The 26,004-nt window shown below is 61.4% G+C and carries 26 protein-coding genes; 14 read left to right on the top strand and 12 right to left on the bottom strand.

Annotated features, from left to right (window positions below; all coding sequences use genetic code 11):
* Positions 1-21 precede the first annotated feature (21 nt).
* Both BC443_RS13525 and BC443_RS13520 read left to right on the top strand, forming a co-directional pair.
* Positions 22-1,800, top strand: coding sequence for an alkaline phosphatase family protein (locus BC443_RS13525; protein ID WP_071232364.1), 1,779 nt, complete (start codon positions 22-24; stop codon positions 1,798-1,800).
* 450 nt (positions 1,801-2,250) lie between these two features.
* Positions 2,251-2,778, top strand: a complete 528-nt coding sequence (locus tag BC443_RS13520) for a ferritin-like domain-containing protein (protein ID WP_276233038.1) — start codon at positions 2,251-2,253, stop codon at positions 2,776-2,778.
* Between the two features lie 80 nt (positions 2,779-2,858).
* On the opposite strand, the gene BC443_RS13515 is transcribed toward BC443_RS13520, so the two are convergent.
* A complete protein-coding gene (locus BC443_RS13515) occupies positions 2,859-3,158 on the bottom strand; it encodes a hypothetical protein (RefSeq protein WP_071232362.1) in 300 nt (99 codons plus the stop codon).
* Between the two features lie 334 nt (positions 3,159-3,492).
* Between BC443_RS13515 and BC443_RS13510 the strand changes: the two genes are divergently transcribed.
* Both BC443_RS13510 and BC443_RS13505 read left to right on the top strand, forming a co-directional pair.
* Positions 3,493-4,212 carry a hypothetical protein gene (locus tag BC443_RS13510; RefSeq protein WP_071232361.1) on the top strand — a complete coding sequence of 240 codons (720 nt, stop codon included), beginning with the start codon at positions 3,493-3,495 and terminating at the stop codon, positions 4,210-4,212.
* 166 nt (positions 4,213-4,378) lie between these two features.
* Entirely contained in the window at positions 4,379-5,551 is a 1,173-nt protein-coding gene (locus tag BC443_RS13505) for a zinc-dependent alcohol dehydrogenase (RefSeq protein WP_071232360.1), read from the top strand.
* Positions 5,552-5,699: 148 nt separating this feature from the next.
* On the opposite strand, the gene BC443_RS13500 is transcribed toward BC443_RS13505, so the two are convergent.
* From BC443_RS13500 to BC443_RS13490, 3 genes are all read right to left on the bottom strand, one after another.
* Positions 5,700-6,212 (bottom strand): ferritin-like domain-containing protein, encoded by a 513-nt coding sequence (locus tag BC443_RS13500; protein WP_071232359.1) that lies wholly within the window; start codon positions 6,210-6,212, stop codon positions 5,700-5,702.
* 85 nt (positions 6,213-6,297) lie between these two features.
* Positions 6,298-6,528: a DUF2795 domain-containing protein gene (locus BC443_RS13495; RefSeq protein WP_247643287.1), complete on the bottom strand. Its 231-nt coding sequence runs from the start codon at positions 6,526-6,528 to the stop codon at positions 6,298-6,300.
* Positions 6,529-6,659: 131 nt separating this feature from the next.
* Positions 6,660-7,562, bottom strand: a complete 903-nt coding sequence (locus tag BC443_RS13490; protein ID WP_071232358.1) for a LysR substrate-binding domain-containing protein — start codon at positions 7,560-7,562, stop codon at positions 6,660-6,662.
* Between the two features lie 165 nt (positions 7,563-7,727).
* Between BC443_RS13490 and BC443_RS13485 the strand changes: the two genes are divergently transcribed.
* Positions 7,728-8,354: an NAD(P)H-dependent oxidoreductase gene (locus BC443_RS13485; protein ID WP_071232357.1), complete on the top strand. Its 627-nt coding sequence runs from the start codon at positions 7,728-7,730 to the stop codon at positions 8,352-8,354.
* Positions 8,355-8,767: 413 nt separating this feature from the next.
* Here the strand turns inward: BC443_RS13485 and BC443_RS13475 are convergent, their stop codons facing one another.
* The gene (locus BC443_RS13475) at positions 8,768-9,457 is read right to left on the bottom strand and encodes a PhoD-like phosphatase N-terminal domain-containing protein (protein WP_071232355.1); all 690 of its coding nucleotides are present in this window, start codon (positions 9,455-9,457) and stop codon (positions 8,768-8,770) included.
* Positions 9,458-9,618: 161 nt separating this feature from the next.
* On the opposite strand from BC443_RS13475, the gene BC443_RS13470 reads away from it, so the two are divergent.
* Entirely contained in the window at positions 9,619-10,014 is a 396-nt protein-coding gene (locus tag BC443_RS13470) for a GFA family protein (protein ID WP_071232354.1), read from the top strand.
* 20 nt (positions 10,015-10,034) lie between these two features.
* Here the strand turns inward: BC443_RS13470 and BC443_RS13465 are convergent, their stop codons facing one another.
* Positions 10,035-12,230, bottom strand: a complete 2,196-nt coding sequence (locus BC443_RS13465) for an OsmC domain/YcaO domain-containing protein (RefSeq protein ID WP_071232353.1) — start codon at positions 12,228-12,230, stop codon at positions 10,035-10,037.
* On the opposite strand from BC443_RS13465, the gene BC443_RS18835 reads away from it, so the two are divergent.
* On the top strand, positions 12,220-12,396 hold the full coding sequence (locus tag BC443_RS18835) for a hypothetical protein (protein ID WP_157957090.1): 177 nt from the start codon (positions 12,220-12,222) through the stop codon (positions 12,394-12,396). The two genes, BC443_RS13465 and BC443_RS18835, sit on opposite strands and share 11 nt — an antisense overlap.
* A 99-nt stretch (positions 12,397-12,495) precedes the next feature.
* Here BC443_RS18835 and glpK read toward each other — a convergent pair whose 3' ends face one another.
* The 3 genes from glpK to glpD all read right to left on the bottom strand — a co-directional run bounded on the left by glpK (position 12,496) and on the right by glpD (position 16,498).
* Positions 12,496-14,004, bottom strand: coding sequence for a glycerol kinase GlpK (glpK, locus tag BC443_RS13460; protein WP_071232352.1), 1,509 nt, complete (start codon positions 14,002-14,004; stop codon positions 12,496-12,498).
* A gap of 47 nt (positions 14,005-14,051) precedes the next feature.
* Entirely contained in the window at positions 14,052-14,780 is a 729-nt protein-coding gene (locus tag BC443_RS13455; RefSeq protein WP_071232351.1) for an MIP/aquaporin family protein, read from the bottom strand.
* Positions 14,781-14,977: 197 nt separating this feature from the next.
* Positions 14,978-16,498, bottom strand: a complete 1,521-nt coding sequence (gene glpD / locus BC443_RS13450; RefSeq protein WP_071232350.1) for a glycerol-3-phosphate dehydrogenase — start codon at positions 16,496-16,498, stop codon at positions 14,978-14,980.
* Positions 16,499-16,855: 357 nt separating this feature from the next.
* Here glpD and BC443_RS13445 point away from each other — a divergent pair, with 357 nt between their 5' ends.
* A complete protein-coding gene (locus tag BC443_RS13445; RefSeq protein WP_348769678.1) occupies positions 16,856-17,197 on the top strand; it encodes a HigA family addiction module antitoxin in 342 nt (113 codons plus the stop codon).
* 114 nt (positions 17,198-17,311) lie between these two features.
* On the opposite strand, the gene BC443_RS13440 is transcribed toward BC443_RS13445, so the two are convergent.
* The 3 genes from BC443_RS13440 to BC443_RS13430 form a co-directional block, all read right to left on the bottom strand.
* Complete coding sequence (locus BC443_RS13440; protein WP_083387402.1) at positions 17,312-18,322, bottom strand: Ldh family oxidoreductase; 1,011 nt, start codon at positions 18,320-18,322, stop codon at positions 17,312-17,314.
* Between the two features lie 176 nt (positions 18,323-18,498).
* Positions 18,499-18,693 (bottom strand): acetyltransferase, encoded by a 195-nt coding sequence (locus BC443_RS13435; protein WP_071232347.1) that lies wholly within the window; start codon positions 18,691-18,693, stop codon positions 18,499-18,501.
* The gene (locus BC443_RS13430; RefSeq protein ID WP_071232346.1) at positions 18,690-19,064 is read right to left on the bottom strand and encodes a DUF488 family protein; all 375 of its coding nucleotides are present in this window, start codon (positions 19,062-19,064) and stop codon (positions 18,690-18,692) included. The genes BC443_RS13435 and BC443_RS13430 overlap by 4 nt, the downstream gene beginning before the upstream one ends.
* A gap of 98 nt (positions 19,065-19,162) precedes the next feature.
* On the opposite strand from BC443_RS13430, the gene BC443_RS13425 reads away from it, so the two are divergent.
* The 6 genes from BC443_RS13425 (at position 19,163) to BC443_RS13400 (ending at position 25,905) form a co-directional block, all read left to right on the top strand.
* Positions 19,163-20,044, top strand: coding sequence for a glycine betaine ABC transporter substrate-binding protein (locus BC443_RS13425; RefSeq protein WP_071232345.1), 882 nt, complete (start codon positions 19,163-19,165; stop codon positions 20,042-20,044).
* A gap of 224 nt (positions 20,045-20,268) precedes the next feature.
* Positions 20,269-21,855 (top strand): ABC transporter substrate-binding protein, encoded by a 1,587-nt coding sequence (locus BC443_RS13420; RefSeq protein ID WP_083387401.1) that lies wholly within the window; start codon positions 20,269-20,271, stop codon positions 21,853-21,855.
* Positions 21,856-21,930: 75 nt separating this feature from the next.
* Positions 21,931-22,935, top strand: coding sequence for an ABC transporter permease subunit (locus BC443_RS13415; protein ID WP_071232343.1), 1,005 nt, complete (start codon positions 21,931-21,933; stop codon positions 22,933-22,935).
* 12 nt (positions 22,936-22,947) lie between these two features.
* Positions 22,948-23,847 (top strand): ABC transporter permease subunit, encoded by a 900-nt coding sequence (locus BC443_RS13410; RefSeq protein WP_110636022.1) that lies wholly within the window; start codon positions 22,948-22,950, stop codon positions 23,845-23,847.
* A gap of 16 nt (positions 23,848-23,863) precedes the next feature.
* Positions 23,864-24,904 (top strand): ABC transporter ATP-binding protein, encoded by a 1,041-nt coding sequence (locus BC443_RS13405; protein WP_071232341.1) that lies wholly within the window; start codon positions 23,864-23,866, stop codon positions 24,902-24,904.
* A complete protein-coding gene (locus BC443_RS13400; RefSeq protein WP_071232340.1) occupies positions 24,901-25,905 on the top strand; it encodes a dipeptide ABC transporter ATP-binding protein in 1,005 nt (334 codons plus the stop codon). Before BC443_RS13405 ends, BC443_RS13400 begins: the two co-directional genes overlap by 4 nt.
* Positions 25,906-26,004 lie beyond the last annotated feature (99 nt).

Genomic DNA, 26,004 nt, shown 5'->3' with positions numbered 1-26,004 from the left:
CCGTGCCCACAGGAGAGTCACATGAGTCAGAACCGTAAAATCCTGCTGTTGGGCGTCGACGGCTTGATCCCCGAGCTGGTCGAGCGCTTCTGCGCCGAGGGTGTGCTGCCCAACATCCAGCGCCTGCGTGACGAAGGCGGCTCGACGCGGCTGCTGCCCTACATCTCGACCTGGGGCGACACCAACTTCGTGACGTTTCTGACCGGCCAGGCGCCGGGCACCAGCTGGGTCGGCCAGCGACTGCCGCCCAGCGGCACGCAACATCTGCTGGAGCTGATGAGCGCCGCGGGGCAACGAGCGGCGCTGGTGCATTTTCCCGAGAGCCTCAAACCGACAGGCTCCGACGATCTCTGCTTCGCCCCGTTCTGGAGCGGTAGCGGCCCGGCACCGATGGAGCTCGCCCCGGCGTGCCTGCACAGCACCCATCTCGATCAGTGGACCAATACACCCCAGACCGAAGCCCTGGGGTGGCCGCCCACCGGCACGCTGGCCCATCACCAGAAGCACAATCGCTTTGCCGTCGAGCGTGCGGGTGACGGCTTCGTCGCGCTGATTCCCGCGCATCGTGGCGAGCCCGTGCCGGTAACGCTGAGCCCGAACGGCGAACGTCTACGGCTCACCCTGGCGGACGGCGAGGCCAGCCTGAGCGTCGGCGAGTGGAGCGAATGGCTGCCGCTCGAACTCGAAGGTAAGCGCACGGCGATACGCTTCAAGCTGCTCGACTTCGACGCCGCCAGCGGCAGAATCGATCTGCTGCAATCCCAGGTGACCGCGCCCGCGTCCGCCAGCGGGCAACCCGACGTGGCCCAGCGGTTGATCGAGCGCCATGGCCCGTTCATTTCCAAATGGGCGGTCTCCGCCGACCCGGATACGCGCTACTTCGAGACCAGCTTCGAGGAAGGGCGCTATCAGCTCGAGTGGCTGGTCGACAGTGCCCTGACGCTGCTCAACGAAGAAGGCTTCCAGCTCTTTGCCACGGTCTTCCGGCTCAACGACGAGACTCATCACACCTGTCTGGCGCAATGCGATCCCGAATCGAAGTTCTACGCAGCCGACGATGCCGCGCGCTATCTCGAGGTGATCCGGCGTTCCTACCGGATTCTCGATGACGCCGTGGGCCGGGCACTGGCCGGTTGCGACGACGACACGGTGGTGGTGCTCGCCTCCGATCACGGCGACGTGCCCAATAGCCACCTTTGTGATATCCACAGGCGGTTGGCCGAATTCGACCTGTGCACGATCAATGGCGAAGGCAAGCCCGACGTCGCCGCGAGCCAGGCGTTTCTCAAGGACGAGCGCGGCGGACTGGAGATCTTCGTCAATCGCAATCTCGTGCCGACAGCCGAGATCGAGCGGGTACAGACGCGCATCCTCAAGGCGCTGACCACCTGGTACGTCGAGACGACAAGCGGCGAACGCAACGTGGTCGCGCTGGCACTCAAGAAGCAGGATGCCAGCCCGCTGGGCTACTGGGGCGAGCTGATGGGTGACGTGCTGTTCGCCTACGCCCCCGGTTTCGTCTGGGGCACCAACGAACGCGGCGATACGGTGGCCGAACTCGTTACCCCCGGCGCCAACCACGGCCCGCAGGTGCCTACCGCCAGCACTGCGTTCGCTTCCAATCACGGCGTGGCGTTTTTCCACGGCGCCGGGATTCGCGCCGGCGTCGAACTGCCGTTCGATACCCGTCGCGGCATCCAGCGCATGAATAGCGCCGGCGCCACCTTCGCCCGCCTGCTCGGGCTCTCGACGGATTCGCTGGATGGCAAACCGTTGACTGCGCTGCTGGACCCGGCTTGATTCATCGCAGAGCGTAACGGCTGTTCATGGAGGAAGAGGCGTTTCGCGTTGAGCGATGAAAAGACGCTTCGCGTTGCGTCCGGTCTGTTTTTACGCGGGGGGCAGGATTGATGGAGATCAATAATGATCGTTAATCCTGACCAACCCGGCCGCGTATACGCTGCTTTTCGTTAGCCGGGTTTATCGACATTAATCCATGGGAGTTTTTGTCGATAAACTCTGCCCTTTTATGACTATACATTGATCCATCGGCTAGCCGGTGGCATCCATTGCCAGTGACTCATATCGGTTACATAAAAACATGATATGAGGATTTCCCGGCTGGCAGGGGCTGCTACCTTTAGGTCGTGCTTGGCGATTGCCGATTGCACAATGAGAAGCATGGAATGCATCAAACTGAACGCGTGAGCTTTTGGTCGCCAGTTTCGCAAACGCTTCGTGAAACCGGTCATGGCAACCGTTTGGTCAATCCAATGGAGTTTCGATATGGTCATTAAAAGCGCTAACGATCTTTTTATTCACTTGCTTTCTGACGTCAATAGTGCAGAAAAGCAAATTACTCGCGCACTTCCCAAGCTGGCACGTGCCGCCGATAACGATCAGCTGGTGGAAGCCTTCAAAAAACACCTTGAAGAAACCCGAGGGCAGGTGGAACGGCTCGAGAAAGTGGCGGATACGATTCCTGATATTCGAATCAAGCGCACCAAGTGCTATGTCATGGAGAGCCTGATCGAAGAGTCTCAAGAGCTCATCGATAATGCGGAGAAAGGCCCCGTTCTGGACGCAGGCTTGATAGGTGCGGCTCAAAAGGTGGAGCACTACGAAATTGCCGCCTATGGCACCTTGTGCGCAATGGCTGAGCAGCTCGGTTATACCGAAGCCAAAGATATCCTTGCCGAGACGCTCAAGGAAGAGAAGGCCACCGATGACAAGCTCTCCAAGCTGGCCAAGCAGAACGTGAATCAGAAAGCGGGATAAATCTCGAGTTCCGGATCGATTAGGCCCTCATGGCGAGGGCCTTTTTGAGGTTTCAGTAAGCGGTTTCCATCCGAAAGAAATCATCTTTCGATATCCGGCTTGCCGGGCGTAAAGCTGGGTGGATCGCTCGCCGGGAAACTGTCCGCGCTCATGTCGTCCACACGGGCCTGCATTTCCTGCTCGGAAGGAACGGCAGGAAAGTGATCCACCGGATCGTTCAAGACCCAGTGCGTGTCATGGCGAGTCAGCTTTTCCATCGGAATACGGTAAGTGGTGCCTTCCTCGGTTTCCATCAATACGTTTTGCGTACCGTTTTCCTTGATGACATTACCCACCAACCGACTTTCGCCGTCATAGACAGCGCTACGTTCATTTTCCATGTTGGTAACCTATACCGAATCCGTTCGTGGATGAGTTCTCCTCAGACAACTGCTTTCTCAACGTAGCCCTTTTTTCGGGTGTCGAGAAGCACTCCTTCGGTACGATGAACCGCGGTTGTTTATCTGCGCTAATCGATACCTGTCAAAGCGTTGACGCTGCCTTGACGTTGCCTCGCGATCGGAATTCTGCGATCGGATTTGATGTGCTTTAACGCCGCCGGGCATCGGTGCGCTCGCGGGATTGGCGATCGGCTAACGTTAAACATTGCCAACAGGCACTATCGTCGACCGTGACCGCGACCTACCGCGATCCGGCTGAAAAGGGAGAAATTCGATGTCTTCCGAAGCGCGACATACGCTTTCGCATACCCGCAAGCAGAACGCGGCTGAAGTCACTGGCGTGGAACGCTGGGCTTCGCTGGGCGGTGGTTTGTGGGGGATAGCAGGCGGTTTGAGAAAAGGCGGCCTCATGGGTTGGGGGCAGGCCATCCTGTCAGGAATGCTGGTCTATCGGGCCATCAAGGGAGAGTGTCGGCTCAAGGGCGCGCTCTCGGCCTCTCCTTACGAGAAGCACGTGGCCGAAGCGCATCATTGGCAGGCGGCCAGGGTGGTCTCGCACAGCGTGACCGTCAACAAGCCTCGCGATGAGCTCTACCGTTTCTGGCGCGCGCCCGACAAGCTGGCCGAAGTCCTGACGCCCGCCATGCATATCGAGCAGGTCGACGATCGGACGACACGCTGGATCCTGGATAGCGACCCCGCGAAACAGCTTCTCGTGCGTCTCGTCGACGATCGGGAGGGGGAGTTCCTCGAGTGGGTCTCCGACTCGGAAGCTCTGCCGCCGTTTTCCGGCTGGGTGCGTTTTCAGGACGCGCCAGGCAGAGGCGGGACGGAAGTCCAGTGCTACGTGACCTACGAACCCGCCAAAGGCCATCTGGGTTATCTGGCCGACAAGGGATCGGGCGGCACTTCCCATTGGCTGCACCGCAACCTCCGGCGCTTCAAGCAGAAGATGGAAACCGGCGAGATCACGGCATCGCGGCCGTTTACCTGAGATTTGGGAATGAGATCTGGAAAATCGGGCCTGTCCGGGGATTCGATCATCAGCGATCGCCAAGACACGCCCCGCTTTCAGACGAAGCCTGTCGTCGGCTGGCCTTGTCGATCATGAATGTTCCGCGGGACGTGGCACAGGCCGAACAGGAACAAGGAGAGTTTTCATGCGTGCATTGACATGGCAAGGCACCAATCGGCTGAGCGTCGAGACGTTGCCCGATCCGGAATTGATCAACCCCCGTGACGTCATCGTTCGGGTCAAGCTGTCGTCCGTCTGCGGCTCAGACCTGCACCTTCTGGATGGTTACGTACCCACGATGCACGCCGGCGACGTGCTCGGGCACGAGTTTCTGGGAGAAGTGGTCGAGGCAGGAAGCGGGGTGACCCAGTTCAGCCGTGGGGATCGGGTCATCGCGATCTCGATCCTGGGCTGTGGCGACTGTCAGCCTTGCCAGCGTCAGGAATTTTCCTGCTGCGACAACTCCAACCCCAATCCCACGTTCACCCAGGAACTCTACGGACATGCCTGTACGGGCATCTTCGGCTACAGCCATGCATTCGGCGGATACGCCGGCAGCCATGCCACCTACGTCAGGGTGCCGTTCGCCGACGTCAATCTGTTCAAGGTGCCGGAAGGCATCAGCGACGAGAAGGCGCTTTTCGTCTCGGATGCCGTGCCCACGGGCTATTACGGCGCCGATATCGCCGATATCGAACCGGGCGACACGGTCGCCGTCTGGGGCTGCGGGGGTGTCGGGCAGATGGCCATTCGAAGCGCTTATCTGATGGGCGCCGAGCAGGTCATCGCCATCGACCGCTTCGAGGACCGCCTGCATCTCGCTCGCAAGCAGGGCGGGGCGATCGGGCTGAACTACACCCAGCATGACATTCATGATGCGCTGTTGAGCCTGACCGGCGGGCGCGGCCCCGACCGGTGCATCGACTGCGTGGGCATGGAAGCGCATTCCGAACACAAGCTCGAAAATGTCTACGACCGTACGAAGCAGATGATGCGGCTGCAAACGGAACGCGGTGCGGCGCTGCGCCAGGCGATCCACTCCTGTCGCAAGGGAGGGACCGTGTCCGTGCTTGGCGTCTACGCGGGCTTCATGGACAAGTTCCCGATCGGCGCGGTCGTCAACAAGGCGCTGACGATGAAATCGGGCCAGCAGCCGGGGCAGCGTTATGTCGAACGGATCTTCGAACACATTCAGGCCGGCGAACTCGACCCTTCCTACCTCATGACCCATACCGCTTCGCTGGAAGATGGCCCCCAAGGCTACGCCATGTTCAAGCACAAGAGCGACGACTGCCTGCGTGTCGTCTTTGCGCCTTGAGGCCAGGCCTCGAGGTCATAAAGCTCGAGGTCAGAGGTCATAGAGTAAGCCCGGCAAATCAGGAACTCGGGGAAAGGAACCAACGAAAGAGGCTCAACGATGATGTTGAGCCTCGGTTCGACAAGCCAGCAATATCTGTCTTTTCCGTTTACCGTTTACCGCTCAGTTCGTCACTTTCCGACCGGGCGAGGAAGGCACGGGTAACGTCGTCGAGGTTGTCTTCCAGCCACTTCGCCATGGCCAGCTCCTCCTGGAGGATGCTTTCGCAGACTTCCTTGATACGAATCTCACCCAACTGATCGGCGGCAGCGATCAACGCACGGTAGTTGGCGATCTCGAAGTGCTCGAAGGCGTAACTGGCGACGCTACCCTTGACCACTTCGTCGGGCGCCATGGAACCGCCGATCGCCTGGCCCATCGCGGCAAACTTCCCGCCCAGGTCTTTCATCGTCGAGGTGCTGGTATTCATCGACTCCAGACACTCCTCGAGCCGAGCGGCCTGGGACTTGGTTTCATCGATATGCTGGGTAATGCGCGCCTGCAATTTCGGATAATGCTCCAGACGCTTGGCCTGGGCGGTCAGCATCTGCTCGGCCTGCTCTTCCATGGCATGAGCGTCCTTGAGCCATGAATGAAGCTGTTGCATGGGATCGCTACTCATCGTTCATCTCCTTGAAAACTACCGGCCTCGTAGTCGAACGAAGGCCATCGTTGGGTTACGCATCCCTGAATCGAAGCCGTCCGGCTTATTCAGCCTCCCCCACGCCTTTCATGACATCGGCCATGTTTTCGTACTGGCCTTCGGGCAAGGCTTCGACGACTTTCATGACGTCGGATTCCGCACCATTTTTCTTGGCGTGCTCAACGATATCGTTCTTGCCTGCCGGAAAATCGATACCGCCAAGATAGCTTGAGATATTGGCCGGAGACCGGCCTCCGAGACCTCGAGTCATCATCGATACTCCTTGTAGGTTCATGCTTGTCACTTATCTAGCTTAGTCGGCGGCCGACCGCATACCAGCGAGAACCGCGCGCTGGATTGACGGGGGTTAACGCCGTGGCGAGGAGTAGGGGCAGGCGAGATTTCGGGCAGTGAAGTCGTTCGCGGTCACGCGCTCACATACCGTCCCGGCAGCCGTTCGGCCAGGAAATCCATGAACAGCCGGGCGCGCTGGGAGAGGGCGGTCTGGCGGTAGTAGACGACATTGATGCGCTGGGTCTGGAATTGCGTCTGATCGGGCAGGATATCGACGAGAAGGCCTTGCCGGCGCGGGGCGATCGTCACGTAGTCGGCCAGGCAGGCGATGCCCTCGCCCGCCATGACGAGTTCGAGCAGCGTCGTGCCGCTGGAAGCGGAAAGCGTCGGCCTGACATGTAGCGGCTCGCCGCGCCCGTCGAGCAGCGGCCAGCGATTGAGGTGATCCAGCTGGCTGAAGCCGAGCAGGCTGTGGTGGGCGAGATCGTCGACGCTCCGGGGAACGCCGCGTCGAGTCAGGTACTCGGGGCTCGCCAACAGTCGCAGCGGGCTGTTGCCGAGCGGGCGCGCGTGCAGCGAAGAGTCTTCCAGCTCGCCGATACGGATGGCGAGGTCGACCCGCTGTTCGAGCAGATCGACGAAGCGGTCGTGGGTGTCGAGCTCCAGCGCGATACCGGGGTAGCGCTGACGGAATTCTCCGATCACCGGCACGAGCACGAACTGCATGAAGCTCGGCGCCGCGTTGATGCGAAGCCGCCCCTGGGGCCGGTCCTGATGATGGGCGATGGCTTCCTCGGCGCTGTCGACGGCAGCGAGAATCGACCGCACGTGGCCGAGGAACGTCTCGCCTTCTTCGGTCAACTCCAGCCGCCGCGTCGTCCGCCGCAACAGCGTCGTGCCCAGTTTGCGCTCGAGACGATTGAGCGCGCGGCTGACGCCGGAGACCGTCATGTCCAGCCCCTCGGCGGCGGCCGTGATGGAACCCCGGTCGACCACGGCAACGAACGCCAGCTGTTCCTCGAGCGTGCTTTTCATGGACGCCTCCCAGCGAGATCGGACGGTTATTGATTTTAAGTCAAAAGTGACTTGTCGCCAGCGTGGTTTATCCATTGCGGTTTGTCGCCACAATGGTGCCATTGCGCTGCGCCAGAGAAACATCGGGGTGCGGCATTCAAGATCGCGACGGAGAACGCTCGAACGATGAAGATTCTATTGATCAATGGCGGCAAGCCGTTTGCCCATTCCAGCGGCGAGCTCAACAATACGCTGCACGGTATCGCCTGGCACACGCTGATCGAACTGGGCCACGAGCTCCGCGAGACGGTGATCGAGCAGGGCTACGATATCGACGCCGAAGTGCAGAACTATCTCTGGGCCGATGTCATCGTCTATCAGATGCCGGGCTGGTGGATGGGCGCGCCCTGGACCCTCAAGCGCTACATCGACGAAGTGTTCACCGCCGGCCACGGTTCTCTCTATGCCAGCGACGGGCGCACGCGCACCGATCCCAGCAAGCAGTACGGCAGCGGCGGGCTGCTGCAGGGGCGTCGCTACATGCTGTCGCTGACCTGGAACGCGCCGATCGAAGCGTTCGACGAGCCGGGCAACTTCTTCGAAGGCCTCGGCGTCGACGGTGTCTACTTCGCCTTCCACAAGTCGCAGGAATTCGTCGGGCTGGCCGGGCTGCCGAGCTTCATCGCCAACGACGTGATCAAGCAGCCGGAAGTCGAGCGGTACCAGGCGGAATACCGCGAGCATCTGGAGCGGGTGATCGGCCGGGCCGAAGCGCCGGTGGCCGAGACCCGCCGGGACACCGTCACGAGCTGACATCGGCTGGACCCGACGCCACCGCAGCGGAGATGAAATCCGGTATGCTGGAATGATCGATAGCTTGCTCACTGTCGATCATTCCTGGTCCATCCGAGGTGTCTTTCATGTCTTACGCCGCTGCGCAACCTGCCAAACTTCCCCCTCGTCCCGATGCGGAAACGCTCCGGGCGCTGATCGCCGATCTCGAGCCGATACTGGGCGATCGGATCACCACGGCGGCGGGAATTCGCAATCAGCACGGGCATGACGAGTCCTGGCACCATCCGGCCGCGCCGGACGCCGTCTGCTTTCCGCACTCCACCGAGGAAGTCTCTGCGATCGTGCGGGCCTGCGCGGCCCACCGGGTGCCGGTGATTCCCTACGGTGTCGGCACGTCCATCGAAGGTCAGGTGATCGCCGATCATGGCGGGCTAAGTGTCGATCTTTCCGCCATGAACGCGATTCTCGACGTACGTCCCGAAGACATGGACGCCACCGTGCAGCCCGTCCGGCAGCGCGACGCGCTCCTGCAGGGGGCCATCGGCATAGACGGTATCGCCGGAGTGGATGAAGAAATCCGGCCGGACCTGGCGCATCGCTTCCCAGGTGCGCATGCCACCACGGGATTCGTCGATCCCCCAGCCCTGGCCGACGACGTCGCCCGACCACACGAAACGCAGGTCGCGCGGGGTGGATGGCGGCAAGCGCAGTTGCCCGACCATCGGCTCGCTCACCGCGCGTTCGTCTCCCAGGGCGGCGAAACGTACCCGGTAATGCACGGTATTCATTCCCTGAAGGCCGGTCGCATCGATCTTGCCGATCAGGTCGGTGCTGGGCAGCACGTCGACCCAAGGCAACTGGCGGGCGCCGCGGAACTCCGGGTTGTCGGCCACCTCGACCAGCATCCGCGACGGCATGCTGGCGCGCCCCCACAGCATCGCGCGGTCCGTCAGCGCATCGCCGCTCATCACGCCGCCTTCGACCGTCGGACGTCGACCTTCCGCCATGATGATCGCCGGCGCCCCCAGCAGCCCGGTGGCGGCCAACCCGAGGCCGATGCCGAGATGGCCACTGGTGATCAGGAAGTCACGCCTGGAAAAGCCTTTTCGATCGATCGTCATCGTGCCGTCTCCATCCGCTCGGGGTCAGTGATGCCAGTGACAACAGGCTAGGCGACGCGAATGACGAAGATGTGAAAGTGAGTGGTGGCGCCCGCCGGCCATTCACCTCGCCGAGCGGGATCGCGCTATGCTGAACGCGCCATGAAAGAGGAGGTCCGGCCATGACCCATCGTATCGGCAATACCGACATTCAGCCGCGACACCGTTTGAGCTGCCACTGTGGCGCGGTGGTACTCGAACTGGAACTGCCCGATGGCGTGGTCGATCCACATCGATGCGACTGCTCGCTGTGCCGACGCAAGGGCGCCATCACGTCGGGCGTTCCGCTGAATGCATTGCACGTTATCGCGGGCGAGGAAGTCCTGCGCTGCTATCAGTTCAACACCCTGACCGCGAAGCACTATTTTTGCGGTAACTGCGGGATCTACACCCACCATCAGCGGCGTTCGAATCCGAATGAATATGGCTACAACGTGGGCTGTCTGGAAGGCGTCAATCCGTATGACCTGGGCGAGGTCGAGACCACTGACGGCGTGAATCACCCGGCCGATCGCTGACGGCCGGGTGGTGTCGAGCTTCAGGCTTGCCGAGCCGCCCGCGCCGCATGCAGTTTCCGGTAGCTTTCGAGCAGGCGCTGGTGGCGATCCAGGCCCTCCAGTTGCACGCTGGTTGGCGTCAAACCGGCGAAGCGAACCGAGCCTTCCACGGAACCGACGACTGCCGTCATCTTGTCCTCGCCGAACATGCGCCTGAGGTTATAGAGATAGTCCTCGAGCTCCAGCTCGTCATCCAGTGTGATCTGCAGCACTGCGAGCAGCGCTTGATAGAACAGGCCGCGTTCGACGGTGTTGTCGTTGAACTGCAGGAACATCTCGACCTGGTCCAGCGCCTCCTCGAGTTGGCCGAGCGCCAGATTGATCAGCAGTTTCAGCTCGAGAATCGTGAGCTGGCCCCAGACGGTGTTCTCGTCGAATTCGATGCCGATCAGGGTGATGATCTTCATCTGCTCGTCGAGCTCGCTCTCCTCCAGGCGCTCGAGCAGGTCGGCCAGCTGCGCCTCATCCAGCGCATGCAGGTCGAGGATGTCTTCGCGGAAGGCGAGCGCCATGTTGGTGTTGTCCCAGACCAGATCCTCGACCGGATACACCTCGGAGTAGCCGGGCACCAGGATGCGGCAGACCGGCGCGCCCAGGTCTTCATGGATCGCCACGTAGGCCTCCAGCCCTTCGGCTTCGAGAATGCCGAACAGCGCGGCTGCCTCTTCCGCGTTGGAGCCCGAGAAGTCCCACTCGACGAACTCGACATCCGCCCGGGCGCTGAAGAAGCGCCAGGAGATGACGCCGGAAGAGTCGATGAAGTGCTCGACGAAGTTGTTGGGCTCCGACACCGCCTGGGAGTTGAAGGTGGGCGGTGGCAGGTCGTTCAGGCCTTCGAAGCTCCGGCCCTGCAGCAGCTCGGTGAGACTGCGCTCGATCGCCACCTGCAGGCTGGGGTGCGCGCCGAAGGAGGCGAAGACACCGCCGGTGCGCGGGTTCATCAGCGTGACGCACGCGACCGGGTACCGACCGCCGAGGGAGGCATCCTTCACCAGCACCGGGAAGCCCTGGGCTTCCAGCGCTTCGATGCCTTCAACGATGCCGGGATATTTCGCCAGCACGGCCTCGGGCACGTCCGGCAGCACGATCTCCTGCTCGATGATCTGTCGTTTCACCGCGCGCTCGAAGATCTCCGAAAGGCACTGCACCTGCGCTTCGGCGATGGTGTTGCCCGCGCTCATGCCGTTGCTGAGATACAGGTTCTCGATCAGGTTCGACGGGAACCAGACCGTCTCGCCGTCCGACTGGCGCACGAAGGGCAGCGAGACGATGCCGCGATCCGTCCGGCCGGAGTTGGTGTCGAACAGATGCGAGCCGCGCAGCTCGCCTTCCGGATCGAAGATCGCCCGGCAGTGGTCGTCGAGAATTTCTACCGGCAGTTCGTCATTCGGCCCCGGCTGGAACCACTTCTCACCGGGATAATGGACGAAATCGCTATCGGCGATCTCCGGGCCGAAGAACTGATCGTTGTAGAAGAAGTTGCAGGAGAGGCGCTCGATGAACTCGCCCAGCGCGGAGCAGAGCGCGGCTTCCTTGGTGGCGCCCTTGCCGTTGGTGAAACACATCGGTGAGGCGGCGTCGCGAATGTGCAGCGACCACACGTTCGGCACGATATTGCGCCACGAAGCGATCTCGATCTTCATGCCGAGGTCCGCAAGGATCTTCGTCATGTTGGCGATGGTCTGCTCCAGCGGCAGATCCTTGCCCTCGATCCAGGTCGATTCGCCTTCGCCGTCTTTGACATGAGTCCCCGCCATCAGCAGCGCCTGGGCGTCTTCGTCGATGCTCTTGACCGTCTCGATCTGGAATTCCGGGTTGTTCTGGATCACCCGCTTGACCGAGCAGCGCTCGACGGAGCGCAGGATGCCGATGCGATCCTTCTCGGAGATATCGTCCGGCAACTCGACCTGGATCTTGAAGATCTGGTTGTAGCGGTTCTCCGGGTCGACGATGTTGTTCTGCGAAAGCCGGATGTTCTCGGTCGGAATGTCCCGCGCGTTGCAGTAGACCCGCACGAAGTAGGCTGCGCACAGCGCCGAAGACGCCAGGAAGTAGTCGAACGGCCCCGGTGCGGAGCCATCGCCCTTGTAGCGGATCGGCTGGTCGGTGATGACGGTGAAGTCATCGAACAGCGCTTCCTGACGCAGGTTGTCGAGATAGTTGACCTTGATTTCCATGGAGAAGGACCGCGTTGGTAAGTGGCTGCGCCTCGAATTCTGGACCCGGGCGGATGGCGGCCATTATCCGGATTTGGGGGCGCTGCGTCTTGGGGGTGTTTTGTCGGAGTGGCGTTTCGGCTCGAAGGCGTCCCGTTTCGACCGGATGACCATTTCGACCGGATGACAAAAGGCCCGACCCCCATCCAATGGGGATCGGGCCAGCTCTCTTGCTAACGATGCGTTGAACAGCATCGCCAAGCGGTCTCGCTGGGCGCGACAGTTGCTACGAGGCGACCTGAAAGGCCATGGTGGCCTGTACGGCTCGCTTCCAGCCGTCATACAGTTCATTGCGCCTGTCGTCGCTCATGTGGGGTTCGAAGCGGCGTTCGATCGCCCATTGCTCGGCGATCTGCTCGCGCGACTCCCAGAACCCGAGGGCGAGACCGGCAAGGTAGGCGGCGCCCAGCGCCGTCGTTTCGTTGATTTCGCTACGCAGCACGTCGACGTTGAGAATATCCGCCTGGAACTGGGCCAGGAAGTTGTTGGCGATGGCGCCACCGTCGGTGCGCAATTCGGTCAGATCGATTCCCGAATCGGACTGCATCGCCTTGAGGACGTCCGCCGTCTGATAGGCCATGGACTCGATGGCGGCGCGGATGAACTGCTCCTTGCTGGTACCCCGCGACAGGCCGAACATCGCGCCGCGCACGTTCGAATTCCAGTAGGGCGCGCCGAGGCCGGTGAAGGCCGGTACCAGGTAGACGCCATCGTTGTCGCCGGCGCGCTCGGCATACGCTTCGGAATCCGAGGACTTGCCCAGCATGCGCAGCCCGTCGCGCAGCCACTGGACCACCGAGCCGGCCACGAATATCGAACCTTCCAGGGCGTATTCGACCTTGCCGTCGATCTCCCAGGCGATCGTCGTCAGGAGTCCGTTCTCCGAAGCCGTGGCTTCGGTACCGGTATTCATCAGCGTGAAGCAGCCGGTGCCGTAGGTGTTCTTGGCCATGCCGGGCTTGAAGCAGGCCTGGCCGAACAGGGCGGCTTGCTGGTCGCCAGCAATACCCGCGATCGGCAGCTCGTTGCCGAAGAAGTATTTCGGCAGCACGTTGCCATAGACTTCGCTGGAGGATTTGACCTCGGGCAGCATCGATTCCGGCACGCCGAACAGTTCGAGCAGCTCCGGATCCCACCGGCGTTCACGGATGTTGAACATCAGCGTGCGCGAGGCGTTGGTCACGTCGGTGACGTGTTCGGCGCCGCCGGTCAGGTTCCAGATCAGCCAGGAATCCATGGTGCCGAACAGCAGGTCGCCTTTTTCGGCCTTCTCCTTGACGCCGTCGACGTTGTCGAAGATCCACTTGACCTTGGTGCCTGAAAAATAGGCGTCGATCACCAGGCCGGTCTTGTCGCGGATCATGTCGGCGTGGCCCGCTTCACGCAGCTGGTCACAGATCTCGGCCGAATGCCGCGATTGCCAGACGATGGCGTTGTAGACCGGCTGGCCGGTGTGCTTGTCCCAGATCACCGTGGTCTCACGCTGATTGGTGATGCCGATGCCGGCAATTTCCGAGACGTCGACCTGGGTGTTGTTGATCACCTCGGTCAGCGTTGTCAGCACGCTGGTCATGATGTCGCGCGGGTTGTGTTCCACCCAGCCCGGTCGCGGAAAGATCTGTTCGAACTCGCGCTGGGCAACGCCTGCGATCTGCCCATTGTGATCGAACAGCATGGCGCGGGAACTGGTCGTACCCTGGTCGATCGCGAGTACGTATTTCTTTTCGTCGCTCATGGCGGTTGCTCCTCGTATTCGTTGCGGAAATCGATCAGTCAGACGGGTTAATAGATGTAGGCTACAAGCGCAGCCAGCGTGCTACCGATGACAGGGCCGACCACGGGAACCCAGGCATAGCGCCAGTCGTTAGGGCCCTTGTTCTTGATCGGCAGTACGGCATGGGCAATGCGGGGGCCGAGGTCACGCGCTGGGTTGATGGCGTAGCCTGTCGGCCCACCCAGCGAGGCCCCGATCGAGACCACCAGCAGTGCGACCGCCAATGGCCCGAGGCCGGATGGCGTGTTACCGAACATGATGATCACGAAGATCAGTACAAAGGTGCCGACGATCTCGCTGACCAGATTCCAGCCGTAGGATCGGATGGTCGGTGCCGTGGAAAACGTAGCCAGTTTGATGGAGCTATCTTCGGTGTCATCGTACTGTTTTTTATAGGCGAGGTAGCAAACGACCGCCCCGAGAAAGCCGCCGACGAACTCAGCTACAAAGTACGTGACAGTCGTGACGACATTGATCGGAATACCATCGGCGTACTCCTGAGCCGGACCGATAAGTAAACTGAGAGTCACCGCTGGGTTGAGATGCGCACCGGTATCGTAGGCAACGTAGACCCCGCAGAACACGGCAAGCCCCCAGCCGAAGAAGATCACGATGCCATCGCTGCCGTTGCCGTTCGTCCTGTTCAGCAGGACGTTGGCCACGACGCCGCAACCCAGTAGCGTCAGGAACGCCGTTCCGGCGATCTCGTGAACCAGTATCGTTTCTACAATGCCCATGAATACCCCTTACTGTCACGAATGTCGTATCCGGATAAGGCCGGACTTGCATGCCCAGCAAGGTGAATGCCGATAAAAATGATGGGCTGGCGTGCCATGTGCTTCCTCCTTCGTGTTGCGCCTCTCGTATCGACGGCAGTCGGATTGATGCCGTCATTCGCGACGGCGGCGTTCGCTTATGGGGTCCGGGAGCGTACCTAGATTTCCGGCTCGGCCTTGGTGGGCCCGTCGGAAGAGCGAGCGAGGTAGTCGGCAAGCCGTTGGCATTGATCATCGTCGAGCCGTAACCCGAGCTTGGATCGCCGCCAGAGGATATCTTCGGCAGTTCGTGCCCACTCGTGATCGCGCAGGTAATCGACTTCGGCGGCATACAGGTCGGCGCCAAAATGCTCGCCCAGATCTTCCAGGCTTTTTGCACCCTCCACGATGTCGCGCACGCGGGTCCCGTAGTTGAAGACCAGGCGATTGGCCATGCCCAGGGGAATGAAGGGGTGACTGGCCTGTAGCGACTCGAACAGATGCTGGGGTTTCGCTTCTTCTCCGCCGGGGAGCGGGTGGCCCTTGCCGGTCCAGGCTTTTCCCTGGTTGCCGAGCTCAGGGGCCAGTTGATCGACGGCATCCTCGGCCAGCCGCCGATAGGTGGTCAGCTTGCCGCCGAAGACGTTGAGCAGGACGGCGCCGCCGGAGGTATCGAGCTGGATGCGGTAATCGCGGGTGATTTCGCTGGCGTTGTCCTCGCGATCGTCGAGCAGGGGGCGCACGCCGGAGTAGCTCCAGACGACGTCGTCGGGACCGATCGACTGCTCGAAATAGCGATTGGCGGATTCGCAGAGATAGCGGACCTCGTCTTCCTCGATCGCCACTCTGCCCGGTGCGCCCTCGTGCTCGACGTCGGTCGTTCCGATCAGCGTGAAATCACGCTCGTAGGGGATGGCGAACACGATGCGGCCATCGGGCTGCTGGAAGATGTAGGCGTAGTCGTGGTCGAACAGCCGGTTCACCACGATATGGCTGCCCTTGATCAGGCGCAGCGAATACGGGTGCTTCTGCGAAGCGACCTCGTCGAGGAAACGTACGGCCCAGGGCCCGGCCGCATTGGCCAGCCCGCGCGAGTGAACCGCGATTGTCTCGCCGTCCATCGTCTTTAGAGTGACTTGCCAACCGTCGGCGTTGCGCACCGCCGTTTCCGCGCGGGTACGCGTCATGATACGGGCGCCACGGTCGGCCGCGTCCATGCAGTTGAGCACCACCAGCCGAGCATCCTGAACCCAGGCATCCGAGTAGGCGAAGCCCCTGGCGAACTCGGGCTTCAGTGGCGTCCCGGCCGGGTGATCGGCGAATTTGATCCCTTGCGAGCCCGCCAGCGTCTGGCGTCCACCCAGGTGGTCGTACAGGAAAAGCCCGGTTCGGATCATCCAGGCCGGCCGCAGATGTTTCTGATGAGGCAGGACGAAACGCATCGGCCAGATGATGTGCGGCGCTGCCTTGAGCAGTACCTCGCGCTCGGAAAGTGCCTTGGCCACGAGCTTGAACTCGTACTGCTCGAGGTAACGCAGGCCTCCGTGGATCAGCTTGGTCGAAGCCGAAGACGTATGGCTGGCAAGATCATCTGCCTCGACCAGCAGCACCGAAAGGCCGCGACCCGCGGCGTCACGCGCGATACCCGCGCCGTTGATACCGCCGCCGATGACAATCAGATCGTAGCTTTCGTTGTCCATGTTCGGATCTGCTCGCTAATGTTCGAATTGACTCATTGTGGCTCGCTATCGAACATTTTTAATTAATCAAAAAGTATTAGATGCTGGACAAGTCGTATGTCTGTTGTGGATTGCGAGAGCGGTAACTGCCTGATGAATCAATAGTCTAGAGCGACTTTATCCATTCGTTTACGAAATTTTCATCAATGAAAATTTCTCGGGTCAGAAGTTTTTATCCGAATTTCATGAGCTTGAATCGCGTAGAGACAAGTGTCAGAGGGAGGGGCTGGTGGCGGTCATCATGACGACTCGCGATAGGCCTGCCTGGGGCGGGGTGGAAGCGCGGATGCGGAGAGGAGAGGGCTTTCGAAATCGAACATTGGGTCTGCGTTCGAGACCGTAATACTTAGGAAGGTAAAGGAGGTAAACGATGACCGAAGAGCGACCCCCAATATCCATCCCGGCGAGATTCTGTTGGAAGAATTCATCGAGCCGTTGGGTTTGACCAAAAATGCCCTGGCCACGGCCATTGGTGTGCCGGCGACCCGTATTGGCGAAATCACGCGCGGGGCGCGGGCGATCACGGCAGACACGGATCTGCGCTTGTCGATCTACTTCGGTACCAGCCCGGGCTATTGGTTGCGGCTACAGAACGCCTATGATCTGGAAGAGGCCAGACGCCACGATCACTACGAGGGGATTCGCCCTCGGGTGGCTTGATCGAGCCAGGTAACCAGAAGGGCGGCGCCAATGTCGCCTTCGGCACGAACCGCCGTATCCGCTTCTCTCCGCCTAACTTGCAGCTGAATCCCTCTCATGTCGCTGTCTCATATTTCACGCCAGCTTCTGCAGTTCTTCATACAGCGCCAAGGGAATCTTCACGCCATTGACGCGGCTGCGTTCCCGCGCTTCATAACGACGCTGCGAGGGCAGCCGGGCGCCCTGGTCGAGGATGCGCTCGAACAGCACTTCCGCGTGGGCGAGATGCGCGTCGGCGCGTTCGCCCAGGAAGGTGGCGGGGGAGAGGGCGAGGATGATTTCGCCGTGGTAGGGCTTGCCGGTGCCGTCGTCGTTGGTGGGCTGAGTCTCGTGGCTGAGCACGTCGCCGATCAAGGGGCCGGCGAGCAGTTCGATCATGGTCGAGAGCGCGGAGCCCTTGTGGCCGCCGAAGGGGAGCATGGCGCCTTCGAGCGCGGCTGCCGGATCGGTGGCCGCGTTGCCCTGGTCGTCCAGTGCCCAGCCTTCGGGGATCGAGTCGCCAGCGCGTTTGTGCAGTTCGATCTCGCCACGGGCGACGACGCTGGTGGCAAAATCGAAGGTATAAGGATGCTTGCCCGGTCGCGGCCAGGAAAATGCGATGGGGTTGGTTCCCAGCAGCGGGCGATTGCCGCCCGTGGGGGCGACGAAGGCATGGGTCGGGTTCATCGCCAGGCCGACCAGCCCCATCTCGGCGAGTGTTTCGACCTCGGGCCAGAGCGCGGAGAAGTGAAAGCAGTTGTTGATCGCGAGCGCGGCGATGCCGTTACGTTCGGCCTTCTCCTTGAGGTGCGACTTGCCTCGTTCGAAAGAGAGCAGCGAGTTGCCCCGATGCGCATCGATCCTCACGATGCTGGGTGCCTGATCGATGATCTCCGGCTCGGCCTGGGTATCGACGCCGCCTTTTCTGGCGGTTTCCACGCAACTGATGAGGCGATAAAGGCCGTGGGAATGGCATTCGTCACGTTGCGCCGCGATCACACTGCGCGTGATTGCGCCGGCGTGGGCGTCGCTGAATCCGGCATTGCCGAGGATGCGCAGGCTCAGCGCTTCGGCGTCTCGAAGCGAAAGGGTAATGTCTTGTTCCATGATCGGGCTCTTCGGCGGGTGCATCAGACATTGGCATGCAAAGACGCCAGACAGTGAGTCGGCTCTTTGTCATACAAGCAGGAAGCCAGCATAAACGTCTGAAACGTCAGCGCCTGTTAGACGAAAGTGATAGTTCGTCGAGCGTGATGCCCCGAATGGTGTGGTTGCATGTCGGGCTAGGTCGGATCCTGATGCGATCCCGGCACCGCCAGCGCGTTCAGATCGAGCATCTGGATCGCGCTGATTGCGGCCTCGATGGCGCCTTCCTGGCACAAGCCGGACAGGGCGGCATTTTCATAGCCAGACAGTGCGGCCTCGATGCAGGCTTTTTGGACTTTCGTGGCGAGCTGCAGCGCTTCCGTCTCGTTCATCGCTTCTTCTCCAATCGTCCATCGCGCATTTGCAGGTACTCCCTGAGCACCACGGCATGATTGCATTCGACGTCTTTCGCAGCGAACAGCAGCGTCAGCTGCTGCTGGCGGGCGATCTCACATAGCTCGTCGAGAGCGGTGGTGTCGGCCTTGGCGAGTTCCGCGAGATACGCCTTTCGAAACGCTTGCCAGCGTTCCCGGTCATGGCCGAACCACTGGCGTAGTGCCTTGCTGGGTGCGAGCGTCTTGTACCACGCATCGATCCTGGCATCTCGTTTGGCGATGCCACGCGGCCACATGCCATCGATCAGAACTCGATAGCCGTCGTTCTGGGCGGCGGCGTCGTAAATCCGTTTGAGCTGAATCTTCATGAATGCTCCCCGAGGATTGGCGGTAGCAATCTTCGCCAATATCCGGATACTTATAACGCTGTGTTTTTGTTTCTAACAACAAGCAGGGATAAAAAATTATGAAAAAGGCTTTTGTGGTTCCAGCCGCTGCCGCTCTTTTCGCCGTCGGCTCGACCGCCTCGGCTGTGGCTCCTGCCCAGGAAAAGCCGCTGGTCATCGGCACCAACAACTGGGCCGAGAACGTTGCCGTCGCCAACCTCTGGAAGCTGGTGCTGGATGGTCAGGGGTATGACGTCGAGCTATCGGATGTCGGCAAGAGTGCCTTGTTTGCGGGATTGGCGAATGGTGATTTCGATCTATCGCTGGAGCTGTGGCTGCCTTATACCGACAAGGCGTTTCTCGAGCCATACAAGGATACGCTCGAGGTACACGACGCCTGGTATGACAGGACCGGGCTGGGCCTGGTGGTGCCGAGCTATGTCGACATCGATTCCATTCCGGAACTGGCGAAGCGTGCCGACGAGTTCGAATACCAGGGCAGCCCGACGATTCTGGGGATCGACCCGGGCTCGGCGATCGCCGGGATGACCGACGATGCTATCGAAACCTACGATCTGCCTCTGAACCAGGTGAACAGCTCCGAACCGGCGATGATGTCCGCGCTCGACCGTGCCTACAAGAGTGAAGAGCCGATCGTGGTAACGCTGTGGAATCCGCACTGGGCCTTCGCGGACTACGATCTGAAGTATCTCGAGGATCCCGAGAAGGTCTATGGCGACGGTGACACGATCTACTGGTTCTCCCGCGAGGGCTTTTCGGGAGACGATCCGTGGCTGACGGCGGTGCTCGATGCCTGGCACATGAGCGATGAAAGTCTCGGCGAGCTGATGTCGGAGATCGAGTCTCAGGACGATCCGGTGGCGGGCGCACGGACCTGGCTCGAGGAAAACCGCGATCAGGTCGACGAATGGCTGGCGGCCGGCGAGCAGATTCAACCGTAGCGATAGCGGCGATCGCGTCTTGTCCTGCGTGGCTGGCCGCTTCTATTAAACGGAACGGTCAGTCAGTGCAACCACTGCGGGTCACGCTATTGGACAATTGATTAAACGCTGCTTCACGCTCTAGTCTGTGCCGATTACCGGATACCTGACAGACCGGTAACACAATGACAATCGGCCACAAGCCGATATCACAATAACAGCGTGCGCTGTGCAGGAGATTGACAATGAAGAAGACGCTGCTTGCGGCTGGCATCGCCGCCATGATGCTGGGCGCGACCCCGGTCATGGCCAAGACGCTGGTCTACTGCTCCGAAGGCTCTCCGGAAGGCTTCGATCCCTCGCTCTACACTGCGGGGACCACCTTCGACGCGTCGAGCAAGACGGTCTACAACCGTCTGGTCCAGTTCAAGCCGGGTACCACCGAAGTCGAACCGGCCATCGCCAAGAGCTGGGAAATCTCCGACGACGGCCTGGAAGTGACCTTCCATCTGCGCGATGACGTCAAGTTCCAGACCACCGACTTCTTCACGCCGAGTCGAAAACTCAACGCCGACGACGTCATCTGGACGTTCGAGCGTCAGATGGACGAGAACAACCCGTATTACAAGCTCGCCAACGGCAGCTTCGAGTACTTCAATTCCATGTCGATGGGCGAGTTGATCAAGTCGATCGAGAAGGTCGACGATCATACCGTGAAGTTCGTGCTCACCAAGCCCAACGCGCCATTCGTCGCCAATCTGGCAATGGACTTCGCTTCGATCCACTCCAAGGAGTACGAGCAGCAGTTGCTCGACGAGGGCAAGCCGGAGCTGGCCAACCAGCAGCCGATCGGTACCGGTCCGTTCCAGTTCGTCAACTACCGTGAAGATGCGGCCATTCGCTATCAGGCGAACCCGGACTACTTCCGCGGCAAGCAGCCGATCGATAACCTGGTCTTCGCCATCACTTCCGATGCCCAGGTTCGCTACCAGAAGCTGATGGCGGGCGAGTGTCATGTGATGCCGTTCCCGAATCCGTCCGATGTCGAAGAGATGAAGCAGAACGACGACATCAACGTACTCCAGGAAGCGGGTCTGAACGTGGCCTACTTGGCCTACAACACCCAGCAGGCGCCATTCGACAAGCCGGAAGTGCGCAAGGCACTCAACATGGCGATCAACAAGCAGGCGATCATCGACGCGGTGTTCCAGGGCGCTGGCGAAGTCGCCAAGAACCCGATCCCGCCGACCATGTGGGGCTACAACGACGACATCCAGGATGATCAGTACGATCCCGAGAAAGCCAAGCAGATGCTGGCCGATGCGGGCGTCGAGAACCTGAAGATGAACATCTGGGCGATGCCGGTTCAGCGTCCGTACATGCCGAATGCGCGGCGTACCGCCGAGCTGATGCAGTCGGATCTGGCCAAGGTCGGTGTCGATGCGGAGATCGTCACCTACGAATGGGGCGAGTATCTGAAGCGTTCTTCGGATACCAAGCGCGAGGGCGCGGTCATTCTGGGCTGGACCGGCGACAACGGCGATCCGGACAACTTCATGGGCGTGCTGCTCGGCTGTGATGGTGTCGGCGGTGCCAACCGTTCGCAGTGGTGCCACCAGCCGTTCGACGAGCTGATCCAGAAAGCGCGCACGCTGAGCGATCAGGGCGAGCGTGCCAAGCTCTACGAGCAGGCGCAGGAGATCTTCAAGGAGCAGGCACCGTGGGACACCCTGGCCCACTCCACGGTCTTCATGCCGATCCGCAAGGAAGTGACCGGCTACAAGATCGATCCGCTCGGCGGCCACAGCTTCGAAGGCGTCGACATCAAGTGATTCTCTCCTAGCGAGGACACGGGGCGGCTCTGAAGCCGCCCCGTCTCTTATCGCGCGACTAGCTAGTACTCCAAAATGTTCAAATTCTTTCTGGTCAAGCTGGCGCAGCTGGTCCCGACGTTCATTGGCGTCACCATCGTTGCGTTCGCTTTCATTCGCCTGTTGCCGGGCGACCCGATTCTGCTGATGGCGGGCGAGCGCGGCATTTCTGCCGAGCGCTATGCCGAGCTCAAGGCGCAAATGGGCTTCGACCGCTCCTTGGTGGCCCAATATTTCGATTTCCTGAAGGGATTGCTGCACGGCGATCTCGGTAATTCCCTGGTGACCCACTCGCCGGTGATGGATGAGTTCATGAGCCGCTTTCCGGCCACGCTGGAACTCTCGCTGTTCGCCTTGGCGTTCGCTGTCATCATTGGCTTGCCGGCCGGCGTGCTGGCGGCGGTCAAGCGTGGCAAGACGCTCGACCATACCGTCATGGGTGTCAGTCTGACGGGCTACTCGATGCCGATCTTCTGGTGGGGCCTGCTGCTGATCATGCTGTTCTCCAGCACGTTGGGCTGGACGCCGGTTTCCGGACGCATCTCGTTTTTGTATTTCATCGACTCCGTCACCGGCTTCATGACCATCGATAGCCTGATCGCCGGCGACTGGGGCGCGTTTCTCTCCGCGCTGCATCACCTGGTCCTGCCTGCGATCGTGCTGGGCACGATTCCGCTGGCGGTCATCGCGCGTCAGACGCGCTCTTCAATGCTCGAAGTGCTGGGCGAGGACTACGTTCGCACCGCGCGTGCCAAGGGGCTGTCGAACTTCCGCGTGATTATGGTGCATACGCTGCGCAACGCGCTGATCTCGGTGGTGACGGTGATCGGCCTTCAGGTCGGCCTGCTGCTGGCGGGGGCGATTCTGACCGAGACGATCTTCTCCTGGCCGGGCATCGGCAAGTGGATGATCGATGCGATCTCACGGCGCGACTATCCTTCGGTGCAGGGTGGTCTGGTGCTGATCGCGTTCATCGTGATGATCGTCAATCTGCTGGTTGATATCGCCTATGGCGTCATCAATCCACGCATTCGCCATTAAGGGGGCATGACAATGGCTGCAATTTCCACCCCCGCCGCACCCGGGACGTTCCGCTACCAGCTGGCCTCCTTCTGGAGCGATTTCAGCGCCAGTCGCGGTGCGCTGGTCGGCCTGATCTTCATCGTTCTCATTCTGCTGGTCGCGCTGTTCGCGCCCTGGGTCGCCCCGCACGACCCGGCGATGCAGGACCGTTCGGCGCTGCTGGTGCCGCCGGTCTGGCATGCCGAAGGAAGCTGGGACTATCTCCTCGGTACGGATGCCGTGGGTCGCGACATTCTTTCACGTCTGATCTACGGGGCGCGCTATTCGCTCTCGATCAGCGCCATGGTGGTCATCATCTCGATGGGCGCCGGGATCTTCCTCGGCCTGCTGGCCGGGTATTTCCGCGGCTGGATCGAGACCGTGATCACCCGCGTGATGGACGTGGTGCTGGCATTCCCCAGCCTGCTGCTGGCACTGGGCCTGGTCGCCATTCTCAGTCCCGGCCTGACCAGTGCCATGATCGCCATCGCCATGGTGCAGCTGCCCTATTTCGTGCGCCTGACGCGGGCCGCGGTGATCGGCGAGAAGAATCGCGAGTACGTCATCGCCAGCCGACTTTCCGGCGCCGGGCACCTGCGGCTGATGTTCAACACGCTGCTGCCCAACTGCATGGCGCCGCTGATCGTGCAGGCGACGCTCTCTTTCTCCACCGCGATTCTCGATATCGCGGCGCTGGGTTTTCTCGGCATGGGCGTCCAGCCGCCGACGCCGGAGTGGGGCGCGATGCTGGCCAATGCGCGCGAGTTCATGGGCAGCGCCTACTGGGCGGTCACGTTCCCGGGGCTGATCATTCTGCTCACGGTATTGATGATCAATCTGATGGGTGACGGCTTGCGCGATGCGCTCGATCCCAAAATGAAGCGTTCATGACGCAGGAGGCTCTTTCATGGCATTACTAGATATCGAAGGGCTCAGCGTTCGCTTCCAGACGAGCAGTGGCCTGTTCGCGGCCGTGGAGGGCGTCAATATCAACGTCGACCGCGGCGAGGTGTGGTCGATCGTGGGCGAGTCCGGTTCGGGCAAGTCCGTGTCGATGCTCGCCACCATGGGCCTGCTGCCGTGGACGGCACAGGTCACCGCCGACAAGATGGCCTTCGACGGCCAGGATCTGCAGCAGTTGAGCTCGCGCCAGCGCCGGCGCATCGTCGGCGGCGAGATGTCGATGATCTTTCAGGAGCCGATGAGCAGCCTCAATCCCTGCTTCACCGTCGGCACCCAGATCGACGAGATGATCAAGCAGCACCTGGGCGGATCGCGCAAGGAGCGCCACGAGCGGGCGCTGGATCTGCTGGCGCAGGTGGGGATTCCCGACCCGGCGCGTCGGATCAAGGCGTATCCGCATCAGCTCTCCGGCGGCATGAGCCAGCGGGTGATGATCGCCATGGCGATCTCCTGCAATCCGCGCCTGCTGATCGCCGACGAGCCGACCACGGCGCTCGACGTCACCATCCAGGCTCAGATTCTCGAGCTGCTGCTGCGGTTGCAGGAAGACACCGGCATGGCGCTGATCCTGATCACCCACGACATGGGCGTGGTCGCGGAGACGGCGAAGCACGTGGTGGTTCAGTACGCCGGCCGCCAGGTCGAGAAACAGGACGTGAAGTCGCTGTTCGCCAATCCGCGTCATCCCTACACCGAGGCGCTGCTGTCGGCGCTGCCGGAGCGCGCCGGCGATCAGGATCGCCTGCCGACCATTCCCGGCGTCGTGCCCGGTCAGCATGATCGCCCGACGGGTTGCCTGTTCAACCCGCGCTGCCGCTATGCCACCGAGCACTGCCGCGAGGTCGAGCCGGTGGCGGCGCCGGACGATCCGGCCCGTACGTTGTGTCACTATCCCCTGGAAGATGGGATCTCGCCGTCGCCGGCTGCGGCGGGCGTGGCGCGAGACAACCCGCAATCCAGCCCGCATAGAGAGGTGCGCCCATGAGCCGCGATGCCGTATTGAGCGCTGTCAATCTGACCCGTCACTATCAGATCAAGGGTGGGCCGTTCTCCAAGCCGGCGACGGTGAAAGCGCTCAACGAAGCCACTTTCGAACTCTATCCCGGCCAGACGCTGGCGGTGGTCGGCGAGTCCGGCTGCGGCAAGTCGACCCTGGCCCGGGTGCTGACGATGATCGAGCCGCCCACCAGCGGCAAGCTGACGATCAGCGGGCACGAGGTATCGTTGAAGGAGGGGCAGCGCCCGCCGGCCGCGCTGCGCCGGGAGGTGCAGATCATCTTCCAGAACCCGTATGGCTCGCTCAACCCGCGCAAGACGGTGGCGACCATGCTGGAGGAGCCGCTCAAGCTCAACCGCAAGGAGATGAGCGCGGCCGAACGACGCCAGGCGGCGCTGGACATGATCGCCAAGGTCGGGCTGCGCCCGGAACACGCCGATCGCTATCCGCACATGTTCTCCGGCGGGCAGCGTCAGCGCATTGCCATTGCGCGCGCCCTGATGCTCAACCCGAAGATTCTGGTGCTGGACGAGCCGGTCTCGGCGCTGGATCTGTCGATCCAGGCGCAGGTGCTCAACCTGCTGGCGGATCTGCAGGACGAGTTCGGGCTGGCCTACGTGTTCATCTCGCACGATCTGTCGGTGGTGCGCCGCATCGCCGACGACGTGATCGTGATGTACTTCGGCCAGCCGGTGGAAACCGGGCCGGCGGAGGAGGTCTTCACCACGCCGCGCCACCCCTACACCCAGGCGCTGTTTTCGGCCACACCGGTGGCGGATCCCAACCGCCGACGCGAGCGCGTCCATCTCAAGGGCGAGCCGCCTTCGCCGCTGGCGCCGCCGCCGGGCTGCCCGTTCGCCCCGCGCTGCCATCTGGCGACCGAGGCCTGCACCCAGGCCGATCCGCCGCTGGATAGCGTCAACGACCGGGTCAAGGTCGCCTGCATCCATGTCGACCAGGCGGTCGCCAAGTACGCCCGGGCGGGTTGAACCGAAAGCCTCCCGCCCAATGCGAGCGCCGATTGCTGCAAGACAGTCGGCGCTCGGCCCTCATCCTGCCACTCTCGATGTCGCCTCCTGGCGTGCATT

Origin of the sequence: Salinicola sp. MIT1003 (assembly GCF_001858555.1) — a bacterium.
GTDB classification, from domain to species: Bacteria; Pseudomonadota; Gammaproteobacteria; order Pseudomonadales; family Halomonadaceae; genus Salinicola; species Salinicola salarius.
The sequence above is the reverse complement of the archived record's forward strand: the minus strand, read 5'-3'. Positions and strand labels throughout refer to the sequence as shown.